This is a genomic window from Pseudomonas pseudonitroreducens (assembly GCF_021603645.1).
GTDB lineage: Bacteria > Pseudomonadota > Gammaproteobacteria > Pseudomonadales > Pseudomonadaceae > Pseudomonas > Pseudomonas pseudonitroreducens.
The window spans coordinates 362,885-376,450 of record NZ_BQHJ01000002.1 but is presented as its reverse complement, the minus strand read 5'-3'; the positions used below and the strand labels follow the sequence as shown (position 1 = coordinate 376,450).

General features: G+C 67.0%; 11 protein-coding genes. 7 read left to right on the top strand and 4 right to left on the bottom strand.

The features are described 5' to 3' along the window. The first annotated feature begins 56 nt into the window (after window positions 1–56). From msbA to L6D89_RS05860, 6 genes are all read left to right on the top strand, one after another. On the top strand, window positions 57–1,886 hold the full coding sequence (msbA, locus tag L6D89_RS05885) for a lipid A export permease/ATP-binding protein MsbA (protein ID WP_236199064.1): 1,830 nt from the start codon (window positions 57–59) through the stop codon (window positions 1,884–1,886). A 22-nt stretch (window positions 1,887–1,908) separates the two neighbouring features. Continuing rightward, window positions 1,909–2,805, top strand: coding sequence for a GNAT family N-acetyltransferase (locus L6D89_RS05880; RefSeq protein ID WP_236199063.1), 897 nt, complete (start codon window positions 1,909–1,911; stop codon window positions 2,803–2,805). Between the two features lie 153 nt (window positions 2,806–2,958). Then, window positions 2,959–4,371, top strand: a complete 1,413-nt coding sequence (locus L6D89_RS05875; protein ID WP_236199062.1) for a PIG-L deacetylase family protein — start codon at window positions 2,959–2,961, stop codon at window positions 4,369–4,371. A gap of 87 nt (window positions 4,372–4,458) precedes the next feature. Further along, window positions 4,459–5,883 (top strand): bifunctional D-glycero-beta-D-manno-heptose-7-phosphate kinase/D-glycero-beta-D-manno-heptose 1-phosphate adenylyltransferase HldE, encoded by a 1,425-nt coding sequence (gene hldE, locus L6D89_RS05870; RefSeq protein WP_054906316.1) that lies wholly within the window; start codon window positions 4,459–4,461, stop codon window positions 5,881–5,883. A gap of 220 nt (window positions 5,884–6,103) precedes the next feature. Continuing rightward, on the top strand, window positions 6,104–7,387 hold the full coding sequence (locus L6D89_RS05865; RefSeq protein WP_236199061.1) for an acyl-CoA dehydrogenase family protein: 1,284 nt from the start codon (window positions 6,104–6,106) through the stop codon (window positions 7,385–7,387). A gap of 10 nt (window positions 7,388–7,397) precedes the next feature. Next, complete coding sequence (locus tag L6D89_RS05860; RefSeq protein WP_236171256.1) at window positions 7,398–8,603, top strand: acyl-CoA dehydrogenase family protein; 1,206 nt, start codon at window positions 7,398–7,400, stop codon at window positions 8,601–8,603. Between the two features lie 137 nt (window positions 8,604–8,740). Here L6D89_RS05860 and L6D89_RS05855 read toward each other — a convergent pair whose 3' ends face one another. The 4 genes from L6D89_RS05855 to L6D89_RS05840 form a co-directional block, all read right to left on the bottom strand. Continuing rightward, entirely contained in the window at window positions 8,741–9,652 is a 912-nt protein-coding gene (locus tag L6D89_RS05855) for an NUDIX hydrolase (RefSeq protein WP_236199060.1), read from the bottom strand. Window positions 9,653–9,982: 330 nt separating this feature from the next. Further along, on the bottom strand, window positions 9,983–10,786 hold the full coding sequence (locus tag L6D89_RS05850; RefSeq protein ID WP_236199059.1) for an aldo/keto reductase: 804 nt from the start codon (window positions 10,784–10,786) through the stop codon (window positions 9,983–9,985). After that, a complete protein-coding gene (locus tag L6D89_RS05845; RefSeq protein ID WP_236199058.1) occupies window positions 10,783–11,958 on the bottom strand; it encodes an NAD(P)/FAD-dependent oxidoreductase in 1,176 nt (391 codons plus the stop codon). The genes L6D89_RS05850 and L6D89_RS05845 overlap by 4 nt, the downstream gene beginning before the upstream one ends. Window positions 11,959–12,179: 221 nt before the next feature. Beyond that, window positions 12,180–12,512 (bottom strand): DMT family transporter, encoded by a 333-nt coding sequence (locus tag L6D89_RS05840; RefSeq protein ID WP_045216137.1) that lies wholly within the window; start codon window positions 12,510–12,512, stop codon window positions 12,180–12,182. A 142-nt stretch (window positions 12,513–12,654) separates the two neighbouring features. Here L6D89_RS05840 and L6D89_RS05835 point away from each other — a divergent pair, with 142 nt between their 5' ends. Next, window positions 12,655–13,539 (top strand): LysR family transcriptional regulator, encoded by an 885-nt coding sequence (locus tag L6D89_RS05835; protein ID WP_054906323.1) that lies wholly within the window; start codon window positions 12,655–12,657, stop codon window positions 13,537–13,539. Window positions 13,540–13,566 lie beyond the last annotated feature (27 nt).

The window sequence follows — 13,566 nt, the reverse complement described above, 5'->3', positions numbered from 1 at the left end:
GGGCAAACGAGAGCGCTGTGTTATAATCCCCGACCTTTTAAGCGTGCGATTCCTCCATGTCCGGTAAAGAACCCCAGGCGCCTTCGAGCCTGAAGATCTACTTCCGACTGCTGACCTATGTGCGTCCGTACATCGGCATGTTCCTGCTCAGTATCGTCGGCTTCCTGATCTTCGCCGCGACCCAGCCGATGCTGGCGGGCATCCTCAAGTACTTCGTCGACGGCCTGGCCCATCCGGATGCCAAGCTGTTCCCCAACGCCCCCTGGGCCTGGCTGCGTGATCTCTCCCTGCTCTATGCGGTTCCGCTGCTGGTGGTGCTGATCGCCGTCTGGCAGGGCATCGGCTCGTTCCTCGGCAACTACTTCATCGCCAAGGTTTCCCTGGGCCTGGTCCAGGACCTGCGCATCGCCCTGTTCAATAACCTGCTGACGCTGCCCAACCGCTATTTCGACAGCAACAACTCGGGCCATCTGATCTCGCGCATCACCTTCAACGTGACCATGGTCACCGGCGCCGCCACCGACGCCATCAAGGTGGTGATCCGCGAGGGGATGACCGTGGTCTTCCTGTTCCTCTCGCTGCTGTGGATGAACTGGAAGCTCACCCTGGTGATGCTGGCGATCCTGCCGATCATCGCCGTGATGGTGACCAGCGCCAGCCGCAAGTTCCGCAAGCAGAGCAAGAAGATCCAGGTGGCCATGGGCGACGTGACCCATGTGTCCTCCGAAACCATCCAGGGCTACCGCGTGGTCCGCAGCTTCGGCGGCGAGACCTACGAGCGCCAGCGCTTCCAGAATGTCACCAGCGAGAACACCAAGAAGAACCTGCGCATGAACAAGACCTCGGCGATCTACACGCCGATGCTGCAGCTGGTGATCTACAGTGCGATGGCTGTGCTGCTCTACTTCGTGCTGCTGTTGCGCGGGGATGCCACGGTCGGTGACCTGGTGGCGTACATCTCCATGGCGGGCCTGCTGCCCAAGCCGATTCGCCAGTTGTCGGAAGTCAGCTCCACCATCCAGAAGGGTGTGGCGGGTGCGGAGAGCATCTTCGAGCAACTCGACGAGACGCCCGAAGTGGACAACGGCACCCTGGAGCGCGATCGCGTCAAGGGCCGACTGGAAGTGAAGAACCTCAGCTTCACCTACCCGGGTACCGAGCGAAAGGTCCTGAACGAGCTGAACTTCAGCGTCGAGCCGGGCCAGATGGTGGCGCTGGTCGGTCGTTCCGGCAGCGGCAAGTCGACCCTGGCCAACCTGATCCCGCGCTTCTATGACCACAGCGAAGGGCAGATCCTGCTCGATGGCACGGACGTCGAAGACTACAAGTTGAGCAACCTGCGCCGCCACATCGCCCTGGTGACCCAGCAGGTCAACCTGTTCAACGACAGCGTGCTCAACAACATCGCCTACGGCGACCTTGCCAGCAGGCCGCGCGAGGCGGTGGAAAAGGCCGCCGAGGACGCCTTCGCCCGCGAGTTCATCGACCGCCTGCCCGAAGGCTTCGACACCGAAGTCGGCGAGAACGGCGTGATGCTCTCCGGTGGCCAGCGTCAGCGCCTGGCGATTGCCCGCGCGCTGCTCAAGGATGCGCCGGTGCTGATCCTCGACGAGGCCACCTCGGCGCTGGATACCGAGTCCGAGCGGCACATCCAGGCCGCCCTGGAGAAGGTCATGGAAGGCCGCACCACGCTGGTCATCGCCCACCGCCTGAGCACCATCGAGGCGGCGGACCTGATCCTGGTGATGGACCAGGGGCAGATCGTCGAGCGCGGTACCCACGACCAGTTGATTGCCCAGAACGGCTATTACGCCCGCCTGCACGCCCGTCAGTTCGCCGACGATCCGGTGGATGGCGGCGAGCTGAGCGTCGAGCAGCCGGTATGACGATGGTGCGGATTTCCCAGGCATGCTGAACCGACTGCGATTCTTCCGCGAACGCGGCTGGACGCCCATCGCGGCGGCCGACTATGCCGCCGCCTGGCAGCGCTTCGGCGGCAGCGTCGCCACCCACCCGGATGTAGTCGAACGCCTGGCCGGCCTGGCCGGCATTGCGGTGCGCTACCTGGGCTGGTTCGAAGGCAACGAGCTGCGCGCTGCCGTACCGACCTGGGGGCGCCACCTGGCGCTGTCCAAGGACGTGCTCAAGCGTGAGGGCAGGAAGGCGCTGTTCGACCTGGGCAATGCCGAGATCATCCTGCCGATCGCCGAAGGCGCGCGCATCGAGCTGCGCCATCAGGTGCGCTACCTCTCCGAGCTCAATCGCGAGCAGGTTGGCGACGCCCGCGAGCAACCCGAGCAACTGGCGATGAACCGCGCGCCGGCCGATTTCTCGAAGAAGTTCCGCTACAACCAGCGCCGCGAACAGCGCCTGCTGGAAGAGGCGGGCGGCGTGCTGCAGCCCATGAGCGAGCTGAGCCCCGAGGAGCAGGCGCGCATTTATGCCGACCTGTTCCAGCGCCGCTGGGAGTTCGAGGTGCCGGGCAAGGCGCGGCTGGCCGAAGTGTTCAGCCTGATGCGCGAATTCATGCGTGGCTCCCTGGTACGCCTGGACGGCGAGCCGGTAGCGATCCAGATTCTCTATCGGGTCGAGGCGCCGAAGTGGATCAGCGTCGAGTACATCAACGGCGGCGTGGCTCCGGAAAACCGCGAGTTCAGCCCCGGCAGCGTGCTCAGTTTCGTCAATACGCAAGAGGCCTGGGCCGAGGCCGAGGCGCTGGGCAAGCCGCTGCGCTATTCCTTCGGCCGCGCCGACCGCGAGTACAAGGATCGCTGGTGCCACCGCGTGCCGGTGTTCCAGGTCTGACTTCAGGCTCTTCGTAGGAGCGAGCTTGCTCGCGAATAGCTCAGCCGCAGAGTTGGGTTCGCGAGCAAGCTCGCTCCTACAGCCCACCTGCAACGCCCTTACCTGATTGCGGGAGCGAACTTCGTCCGCGATTGGTTTTAACGGAGAACGATCATGAGCGCCCGCAAGCAGCAACTGCTCAAACAGCACCGCCGCAAGAAGCGCGCGGTCCTGCTCGTCGCCTTGCTGGCGCTGATCCTGCTGGGCATCTTCGCGCCCTGGTGGAGCGTGCCGCTGGCCGTGTTTCTCGGCTGGCTCGCCCATGAAGCCTGGTTTGCCGACCACCTGTTCTATTCGCCGCGCGATGACTACCGCTACGACTTCCCCGAGGGCTCCGTCGCCCTGCCGGTGTCCCTTGGCTCGCACGGCCTGCACGTAGCCACCGGCGCGTTGCCGGAGAACGAGGAAACGCTGGTGCTGGAGATCGAGGTGAAGGCCTCGCTGCTCGGCCGCTGGCTCGACCCGCAGGTGCTGATCGAGGGCGTCGAGGTTGATCGTCAGGACTTCGAGCGCGGCGTCAGCGGCAAGCGCTACCTCAACCTCTCCGGCCAGGGCGAAGCGCTGCGCGCCGGACATCTGCGCATTCGCGGCCGCCATTGCCGGCTGGCGCAGCACGGTGTGCTGCATGCCTTCCATAATCCGGACTACGCACAGAAGCGCCTGTTGATCATCGCGCCCCACGCGGACGATGCCGAACTGGCCGCCTTTGGCCAGTACAGCCGCTGCCCGGAGGCCTGGATCGTTACCTTGACCCAGGGCGAGATCGAGGCCGAGCACTACCAGCGCCTGGGTCTGGACAAGGCCGCTGCGGCGCGCCTGAAAGGCCGCCTGCGGACCTGGGACAGCATTGCCGCTCCGCTCTGGGGCGGCGTGCCGGCCGAGCGTTGCGTGCAGCTGGGCTACTACTGCCTGCAACTGCCGGCCATGGCGGCCGAGCCGAGCCAGGCGTTCGGCTCGAAAGAGTCCGGCGAGACCGACATCCGCAGCGTGCGCGGCTTCAATCCGTTCCCCCTGCCGGGTGACAGCGACGGCGCGCCGACCTGGCTCAACCTGGTGGCTGACCTGACCACGCTCATCGAGCACATCCGCCCGGAAGTGATCCTCACCGCGCACCCGGAGCTGGACCCCCACGCCGACCACGTGCACGCCACCCGCGCGACGCTGGAGGCGATCGGCCGCAGCAGCTGGAAGCCGCAGGCCCTGCTGCTCTACGCCAACCACCTGCACGACAACGACCGCTGGCCCATGGGCCCGGCGGACGGCGGCATCGCCCTGCCACCCTGTATCGAGGCATTGCCGGCCGACCCGCTGTGGAGCCCGGTGCTGGATCCCGCGGCGCGCATCGACAAGGCCCAGGCCCTGGCCCTGCAACACGACCTGCAGACCCCGCTGACCGGCAAGAAGCGCCTGCGCCGGCTGATTCAGCGCGTGCTCGCCGGGCGCCAATGGCCGGTCACCGGCGACGACGAGTTCTTCCGCAAGGCGGTGCGGCGCCACGAGTTGTTCTGGGTGCGCAAAGTCCCGTAGAGATTGCCGTGACCGCCCGGTGCCCGGCGCAAGTCGCAGCGGGCGGCTATGGTATTATCCGCGGCGATTTCGACCTGCGGAGTTCCCATGAAATTGACCATGCCCCGTTTCGACCAGGCCCCCGTTCTAGTAGTCGGCGACGTGATGCTCGACCGCTACTGGCACGGCGCGACCTCGCGCATCTCGCCCGAGGCGCCGGTGCCCGTGGTGCGGGTCGAGCAGCATGAGGACCGCCCCGGTGGCGCCGCCAACGTCGCGCTGAACCTCGCCGCCCTCGGCGCCCCGGCCTTCCTGGTCGGCGTCACCGGCGTCGACGAAGCCGCCGACAGCCTGAGCGACAGCCTGCAGGCGGTGGGCGTGACCACCCGCTTCCAGCGCATCGCCGGGCAGCCGACCATCGTCAAGCTGCGGGTCATGAGCCGTCACCAGCAACTGCTGCGCGTGGACTTCGAGGAAGCTTTCCGCACCGACGCCGTGGCGCTGTCCGCCGATGTCGAGGCGCTGCTCGACCAGGTCCGCGTGCTGGTGCTCTCCGACTACGGCAAGGGCGCGCTGAAGAACCACCAGGCGCTGATCCAGGCCGCTCGCCAGCGCGGTATCCCGGTGCTGGCCGACCCCAAGGGCAAGGACTTCGCCATCTACCGTGGCGCCAGCCTGATCACCCCGAACCTCTCCGAGTTCGAAGCCATCGTCGGTCGCTGCACCGACGAGGCTGACCTGGTCGCCAAGGGCCAGCAACTGATGACCGAGCTGGAACTCGGTGCGCTGCTGGTCACCCGTGGCGAACACGGCATGACCCTGCTGCGCCCCGGCCACAGTGCCCTGCACCTGCCGGCCCGCGCGCGCGAAGTGTTCGACGTCACCGGCGCCGGCGACACGGTGATTTCCACCCTGGCCGGCGCTATCGCCGCCGGTGAGGACCTGCCGCAAGCCGTGGCCCTGGCCAACCTGGCCGCCGGCATCGTTGTCGGCAAACTCGGCACTGCCGCCATCAGCGCCCCGGAACTGCGCCGCGCCGTGCAGCGCGAGCAGGGCTCCGAGCGTGGCGTACTGAGCCTCGACCAGCTGCTGCTGGCCATCGAGGACGCCCGCGCCCACGGCGAGAAGATCGTCTTCACCAACGGCTGCTTCGATATCCTCCATGCCGGCCATGTGACCTACCTGGAGCAGGCGCGCGCCCAGGGTGACCGCCTGATCGTCGGGGTCAACGACGATGGCTCGGTCACCCGCCTGAAAGGCCCGGGCCGCCCGATCAACAGTGTCGACCGCCGCATGGCCGTACTCGCCGGCCTCGGCGCGGTGGACTGGGTCGTCAGCTTCGGCGAAGACACCCCCGAGCGCCTGCTCAGCGAGGTCCGTCCGGACGTGCTGGTGAAGGGCGGTGACTACGGCGTCGAGCAGGTGGTCGGTGCCGACATCGTCAAGGCCTACGGCGGCGAGGTCCGCGTACTGGGCCTGGTGGAAAACAGCTCCACCACCGCCATCGTCGAGAAGATTCGCCACCAGGGCTGATCTGCTTTCGCTTGCCTGGGCCGCTCCTGCAGGGAGCGCCTTTTGTAGGAGCGAGCTTGCTCGCGAACAAACCCCGTTGCGGGGCCATTCGCGAGCAAGCTCGCTCCTACAGTCTTCCCCACTGACCGCTCTGCCAGTGACCAACGGCAAAGCGGTCATGGTTCCCCCGCCATTTCCCGGCGCATGATCGGGGCATCCACCCTCCGCGGAGCGAGATGCCATGACCACCGACGTGCAGGGCCGCGCCCTGGCCGTGCTGAACCGTGTCGCCCAGGCCGACTGGCCTGACCGACTCAAGCTGCGCAAGCCTTTCGAAAGACTGCTCTACAGCGGCAGCCGCACCGGCTTCCGGCTGGCCAGCGAGCGTGCCGCCAAGCAGCCCAAGACCCCACGCAAGGCCGACCCGGACGGGCTGTTCGACCTGTCGCTGTCCGACGAGCAACAGATGCTCGTGGAGATGCTCGAAGGCTTCGCCGCCGAAGTGTTGCGCCCGGCCGCCCATGAGGCCGACGCCAAGGCCAGCCTGAGCCTGGAGCTGCTGGCCCAGGCGCAGGAGCTGGGTTTGACCCACTACGGCGTCAGTGAAGTGCACGGCGGCATGGCTGGCGAGCGTACCGTGGTGAGCAATGCGCTGATCGCTGAAGCCCTTGCCCGCGGCGACCTGAGTCTGGCCGCTGCGCTGCTGGTACCACTGTCGGCGGCCAACTGCATTCGCCGCTGGGCCTCGCCGGAGCAGCAGGCGCGCTGGCTGCCGGCCTTCGTCGCCGAAGAAGCGGTGCCGCTGATCGCCATTGCGGTGAATGAACCGCAGCTGCTGGCTGATCCGCAACGCTTGTCCACCAAGGCGCGCAAGCGCGGGGCGAGCTACACGCTGACTGGGGAGAAATGCCTGGTGGTGCGTGGCGTGGATGCGCAGAAACTGATCGTCGCAGCGGATGCCGGCGATGGCCCGGCGCTGTTCCTCATCGATACCCGCGCCAAGGGCGTCGAGGTGCGCGCCGAGCCGGCGATGGGCCTGAAAGCCACCGGCACCGCGCGGATACGCTTCAAGAGCGTGAAAGTGCCAGCCGAGCAGCGCTTGGCGGCGGAACGCTTCGACTATCAAGCCTTCCTCGACTACGCCGCGCTGGCCTGGTGCGCGCTCGCCGTGGGCACTGGCCAGGCCGCGCTCGACTACGTGATCACCTACTGCAACGAGCGCGAGGCTTTCGGTGAGCCGATCAGCCATCGCCAGGGCGTGGCCTTCATGGTCGCGGACATTGCCGTGGAGCTGGACGCCATGCGCCTGATGGTCTGGCGCGCCTGCGCGCTGGCCGAGCGCGGCCAGGCGTTCCACCGCGAGGCCTACCTGGCGAAGCTGCTCTGTGCCGAGAAGGCGATGAAGATCGGTACCGACGCGGTGCAACTGCTCGGCGGCCATGGTTTCACCCAGGAACACCCGGCCGAGCGCTGGTATCGCGACCTGCGCGCGGTCAGCCTGATGGCTGGCGGCCTGCACCTGTAAGGAGCCTTGCATGTACCTCGAGACACCGAAGAAATTCCGCACCTTGCAGAACCAGGCGCGCCAGGTCGCGGAGAACTACCTGCGACCGATTTCCCGCAAGTACGACAAGGCCGAGCACGCCTATCCCAAGGAACTGGACCTGCTCGCCGCGCTTTTGGACGGCATGAACGCCGGCTCGCCGGATGCGGTCGGCGCCACCTCGGCGAGCAAGCGCAAGGCCGGCGCGGAGGAGGGCGTGAAGAATGGCGGCAACCTGTCCGCCTGCCTGGGCGTGATGGAAATGTGCTGGGGCGACACCGGCCTGTTGCTGGCCATGCCGCGCCAGGGCCTGGGCAACGCCGCTATCGCCGCGGTGGCCAACGAGGAGCAGCTCAAGCGTTTCTCCGGCACCTGGGCGGCCATGGCCATCACCGAGCCGGGCTGCGGTTCTGACTCCGCGGCGATCCGCACCAGCGCTACCCGCGATGGCGATCACTACCTGCTCAACGGCGAGAAGATCTTCGTCACCTCGGGCGCCCGCGCCGATGCGGTGGTGGTCTGGGCGACCCTGGACAAGAACCTGGGGCGTGCGGCGATCAAGTCCTTCGTGGTGGAGAAGGGCACGCCGGGCATGACCGTCACTCGGCTGGAGAAGAAGCTCGGTATCAAGGCCTCGGACACCGCCTCCATCAGCTTCAGCGATTGCCGCGTACCGGCGGCCAACCTGCTGGGCAACGCCGAGATCGATGTGCAGAAGGGTTTCGCCGGGGTGATGGAAACCTTCGACAACACCCGCCCGCTGGTGGCAGCCATGGCCATCGGCGTGGCCAAGGCCTCGCTGGACCGAACCCGCGAGCTGCTGAAGAAGGCCGGCTGCCGCTTCGATTATCGCCAGCCGCTGCTGACCGCCAGCCACGCCGAGGCCACGTTGTACCGGCTTGAGGCCGAATGGGAAGCGGCGCGCCTGCTGACCCTGAAGGCGGCCTGGATGGCCGATAACCGCCTGCCCAACTCCAAGGAGGCTTCCATCGCCAAGGCCAAGGCCGGACGAGTAGCCAACGAGGTGACGCTGAAATGCGTCGAGCTGGCGGGAGCGCTGGGTTATGGGGAAGAAGAGCTGCTGGAGAAATGGGCGCGGGATTCGAAGATCCTCGACATCTTCGAGGGTACCCAGCAGATCCAGTTGCTGATCGTCGCGCGGCGCCTGCTGGGCAAGAGCTCCAGCCAGCTGAAGTAAGGCGGAGCGCTTTTCGTAGGAGCGAGCTTGCTCGCGAACCGCCCCAACGACTGCTTGGCCGGTGTGCACCGTTCGCGAGCAAGCTCGCTCCTACAGATTCCGCCCTGCCGTCAGGCAGGGCGAATCAGATTACGGCCTCAGGCCGTGCGCCGCCCGCTACCGGCATTGCCGGCGGCGGGCGGCCACTGCTCCATCCATTCGCGGAAGCGGATGCGTTCTTCGCGCACCAGCCAGCCATCCTGCTCGGCGAAACTCTCCGACAGCCATACGCCGCGAGTGCTCGCCTTGCACAGTTCGCCCTTGCTCAGGGTGAACAGCTCGCCGGTCGGCTGCCCATGTTCCAGCGGCAGCAGGTAGATGTCCGGGCGCCGGCGATCCAGGCGCGCCACCAGTGGGCCGCTTTCGAGTTTCTCATCGACATGGAACAGGCTGACTTCACGGGCATCCTTGGGTAGTTCCATGCGCAGGTCATAGACCAGTTGCAAGGAGGCTGTCGGCAGGTGCACGTAGGCTTGCGGACGCTCCAGCAGGCGCAGCGCGCCGGCCTGCACCGGGCGCGAGGCGCCGGACAGCGGGGTCAGCGAGAAGTGGCTGGTTTCGCGGTAGCGCAGGATGCCCTCGTAGGGCGTCGGCAGCCAGGTGTCGCCGAAGCGCCCGCCGAGCCAGCCATCGGCGGTTTCCACCAGGCATTCCTCGGCGACTTCCTGGATCGCGGTGAGCAGCGGCAGGTTCAGTTCGTGGGCCGGCACATAGCCGGAAATCAGCTTGAGCACGGTGTCACCACGATCCAGGCGGCGCTGGCGCACCAGAATCCAGTGGTCGCGGCCCTGGTAATTCAGGGTCAGGCGCACCGAAACGCCGAGATTGGCCAGTTCGGTGGTAAAGCGTTCGGTTTCATGGATCTCGATGGGGCGGCGCTTTTCCAGCACCTGGGCGAAGTTCAGGGGCTTGCCGAGGGTCTGGTAGGCGAGCCCTTCCGGGCTGGCTTCCACCAGCAGCGGCAGGGTCTTGAAGGCGGTCGGGTCCTTGCGGGCGAGCGTACGGGGCATGTGGGGGTTCCTTCTCGTACAGGGCGCCGGGTTGCGCCGGGCGCGTCCTTTTTCAAAGGCGACGCCGACGCCAACGCTGACCGTCTGCTGGAGACGGACCGGCCGATCGTTCTTTACGGGGTCGCTACAACCTAGACAGCCTGACACCGATCCTGGTGTCATCGAAAATCAAAAAGATTTCCGGATTTTTCCCTGAAAGGCTTGGTGATTCCGAGATTTTTGCAGGGGAATCACCGGCTGGCGACAGTTTCTATGCCCACGGTTTTCGCCGGGGGAGTTGCAGCATGGCACAGGAATACGCAATCCACATGACCGTACGGCGTCTGCCGATCAGTGGTCGAGCACCTCGGCGGCGATGCTGACGTTGTGCGCCAGATGCAGCGGATTGATGGTGCCGACGATGGCGCTGGCCACTCCCGGATGGCCGAGCACCAGCTCGAAGCTGGCGCGCACCGGGTCGACGCCGGGAGCGAGGGCGGCGTGGCCGCTGGCCAGGGCCTTCTTGATCAGGATGCCGCGGCCATGGGCCTGGGCGTGGTCGATCACCGGCTTTTCCGCCTGCTCGTTGAGGTTGTAGGTGACCATGGCGCAGTCGCCGCGCTCCAGGGCCAGCAGCCCGCCGTCGGCGGTCTTGCCGGAGAAGCCGAAGCCGCGGATCAGCCCTTCGTCCCTCAGGCGCTCCAGGGTCGCGTAGACCTCGGTGCCGCGCAGGATGTCCAGGTCGTTGCCGTCGGAATGCACCAGTACCAGGTCGACGTAGTCGGTCTCCAGGCGCCGGAGGCTGCGCTCGACGGAGCGACGCGTGTGGGCGGCGCTGAAGTCGAAGTGCGAGAGTCCGCCGTCGAACTCCTCGCCAGTCTTGCTGACGATCACCCACTGATCGCGCTGGCCGCGCAGCAGCGGGCCGAGGCGTTCCTCGCTGTGGCCATAGGCCGGCGCGGTGTCGATCAGGTTGATGCCCAGGTCGCGGGCCAGGGCGATCAGGTCGGCGGCCTCGCGGTCATCGGGGATGCGGAAGCCGGCGGGATATTTCACGCCCTGGTCGCGGCCCAGCTTCACGGTGCCCAGGCCCAGCGGCGAGACGTTCAGGCCGGTGCTGCCCAGCGGGCGGTGCAGGTGGTGCAGAGTCTTCATCCGAACAGTTCCTCCCAGACCGGGCGGGCCATGGCGGGGCGTGGCAGTGCGGGCAGGGCCGCCGCGGCCTGTGGGCGAACTCCGGCTTTATCCAGGGACTCCAGCACGCGGTCGGCGAAGTTCGGCGCCAGCGCCAGTTTGGTCGGCCAGCCGACCAGCAGCGCGCCGTTCTCGGCGAGGAAGGCGCTGTCCGGGCGCAGCAGGTTGTTCTGCGAGGGTTCGGCGCGGTCCACGCGCAGGGTGGCCCAGCGCGCGGCGGAGAGGTCGATCCAGGGCACCAGCTTGTGCAGTTCGCGCTGCGCCTCGGCGATCTGCTCGGCCTCGTTGCGCGCCACGCCTCCGGCTTCGGCAATGTCGCCACCCAGGTACCAGACCCAGTCGCCATTGCTCAGCGGGTGGGTGGTGACGGTGACGCGGGGTTTCGGCCCGCCACCCAGGCAGTGGGCGTAGAGCGGCTTCAGGGTCGGCGCGGTGAGCAGCACCATGTGCAGCGGGCGGCGCTGCATCTCCGGGCGTTCCAGGCCCAGCTCGCGCAACAAGGCTTCGTTGCCGGCGCCGGCGCTGAGCACCACGCGCTGGGCACCGATCTCGCGGCCGTCGACGCGCAGGCCGACCAGCTTGTCGCCTTCGCGCAGGGCTTCGATGCGTTCGCCGGCGAGCAGGCCGTCACCGGCCAGTTCGGCGAGGCGAGCAACCAGGCTGGGCACGTCCAGCACCAGCTCGGTGAGGCGGTAGGCCTTGCCCTTGAAGGCTTTGTCCTGCAGGGCTGGCGGCAGGTCCGCACCTTTTACCTGGGCGACGCGGCTGCGTACCGCCTTGCTGGCGAAGAAGCTGGTGAGGTTGCCGGCCAGGCCGCCCGGGGACCACAGGTAGTGTGCGTCAGAGAGCACGCGCACGCCGCGCAGGTCCACTTCGCCAGTGCCGGCCAGGCAGTCGCGCCACAGCGCGGGCATGTCGGCGATGGCTTCCGAGGCGCCGGTCAGCGCGCCGTGCAGCGCGTACTTGGTGCCGCCATGGATGATCCCCTGCGAGCGCATGCTCTGCACGCCGCCCAGCGCGGTGTTCTCCACCAGCACGGTGGAAAAGCCGGCGCGACGCAGGCGGGCGTTGAGCCAGAGACCGGCGATGCCGCCGCCGACGATGAGGATGTCGGTGCTCAGGGATTCGGACATGAAAGCGCCTCGAAGGGAAAAACGAAGCGCGCAGTATAACCCTTGTAGGCCGCAACCAGCCGTCGTTGCCCTCACCCCAGCCCTCTCCCAAAGGGAGAGGGAGCCGTCTGTGCCGGCTGATACCGAGGTTTCACTTCGTGTCGAACGGTCCCCTCTCCCGCTTGCGGGAGAGGGTTAGGGGGAGGGGCTCTTCAGGGCTGGCCGTTAGCTACTCACCCTCTTTAATGACCCGCGGTGCGGGAGAACAACTGGATGACCACCACGCCGCTGACGATCATGCACATTCCCAGTACCGCGGCGGTGTCGAGTTTCTGCTGGTAGAGGAACAGCGCGGCAACGCTGACCAGTACGATGCCCAGGCCGGCCCAGATGGCGTAGGCGATGCCCACGGGAATGCTGCGCACCACCAGGGTGAGCATCCAGAAGGAAATGGCGTAGCCGACGATGACCAGGATCAGCGGCAGGGGCGTGGAAAGGCCTTTGACCGACTTCAGCGAAGCGGTGGCGACGACTTCGGCGACGATGGCGATGGCGAGGTAGAGATAGCCGGGCATGGTGGGTGCTCCCCGGAACGACACGCCGCTCGGTATGAGCGACACGCTGCTGACGTTCGATTCTGCCGGGCATTCTAGTCTTCCCGGCGATGGGATAAAGTCATTACCTATCTGCTTTTGAGATAGGAGATGGAGGCAAGTCATGCAGTGGAACCTGGACCAGTTGCGTCTCTTCGTCAGTGTCGCCGACCAGTCTTCCTTCTCGGCAGCGGCACGCCAGCTGCAGCGCGTGCAGTCGGCGGTGAGTTCGTCCATCGCCCTGCTGGAAAGCGACCTGGGCGTGACCCTGTTCGAACGCAGCAGTGGCCGCCAGCCGGTGCTGACCGCCGAAGGGCGCGCGCTGCTGGATGAGGCACGGGAAGTGTTGCGCCAGTGCGAGCGCCTGGAGAGCCGCGCCCGCTCGCTGGTCTGCGGCACCGAGCCGCTGTTGCGCCTGGCCCAGGACGAGGCGATGCCCTACCAACCGGTGCTCTCGGGCCTGGAAGCGCTGGCGCAGGAATTCCCCAGCGTGGAGGTGCAGCTCTCCAGCAGCGCCCAGGGCGACGTGGCGCGCAAGCTGCTGGAGCGCCGTGCGGACCTGGGCTTGCTGTTCCATCATGAGGGCATGCCGGAGGAACTCGAGCGGCAGCGCCTGGGTACCATCGAGATGGTCACCGTGTGCGGCGCCGGGCATGAGCTGGCGAAGCTCGACTATGCCGACCGCCGCGAGCTGGCGCGGCATCGCCAGTTGCTGATGGCCCCGCAGGACAGCCACTACCCCGGCGGCGAGCAGATCAGCCCGCTGGTCTGGCGCGCCGACAGTTTCTACGCCATGGCCGAACTGCTGATGCGCGACCTCGGCTGGGCCTGGCTGCCGACCCACGTGGCGCAGTACCCGGCCTACCAGCCGCTGCTGGTCGAACTGGCCAGCGACTGGACGCCGCCGCCGCTGGTGGTGGAGCTGGTCTGGCGCCGCGACGAGCCGCTGGGGCCGGCGGCGAACTGGCTGGGCGAGTGCTTCGCGGAGCATCTCGCCGCGCCGGTCTGAAGAGGTTTTCGTAGGGCGAATAACCTG

Coding starts and splice junctions, on each gene's coding strand:
- L6D89_RS05855 (WP_236199060.1), bottom strand. CDS start 9,652: ATGCCCCGTACGCTCGCCCGCAAGGACCCGACCGCCTTCAAGACCCTG.
- L6D89_RS05875 (WP_236199062.1), top strand. CDS start 2,959: ATGAGCGCCCGCAAGCAGCAACTGCTCAAACAGCACCGCCGCAAGAAG.
- L6D89_RS05835 (WP_054906323.1), top strand. CDS start 12,655: ATGCAGTGGAACCTGGACCAGTTGCGTCTCTTCGTCAGTGTCGCCGAC.
- L6D89_RS05850 (WP_236199059.1), bottom strand. CDS start 10,786: ATGAAGACTCTGCACCACCTGCACCGCCCGCTGGGCAGCACCGGCCTG.
- L6D89_RS05880 (WP_236199063.1), top strand. CDS start 1,909: ATGCTGAACCGACTGCGATTCTTCCGCGAACGCGGCTGGACGCCCATC.
- L6D89_RS05840 (WP_045216137.1), bottom strand. CDS start 12,512: ATGCCCGGCTATCTCTACCTCGCCATCGCCATCGTCGCCGAAGTCGTC.
- L6D89_RS05845 (WP_236199058.1), bottom strand. CDS start 11,958: ATGTCCGAATCCCTGAGCACCGACATCCTCATCGTCGGCGGCGGCATC.
- L6D89_RS05865 (WP_236199061.1), top strand. CDS start 6,104: ATGACCACCGACGTGCAGGGCCGCGCCCTGGCCGTGCTGAACCGTGTC.
- msbA (WP_236199064.1), top strand. CDS start 57: ATGTCCGGTAAAGAACCCCAGGCGCCTTCGAGCCTGAAGATCTACTTC.
- hldE (WP_054906316.1), top strand. CDS start 4,459: ATGAAATTGACCATGCCCCGTTTCGACCAGGCCCCCGTTCTAGTAGTC.
- L6D89_RS05860 (WP_236171256.1), top strand. CDS start 7,398: ATGTACCTCGAGACACCGAAGAAATTCCGCACCTTGCAGAACCAGGCG.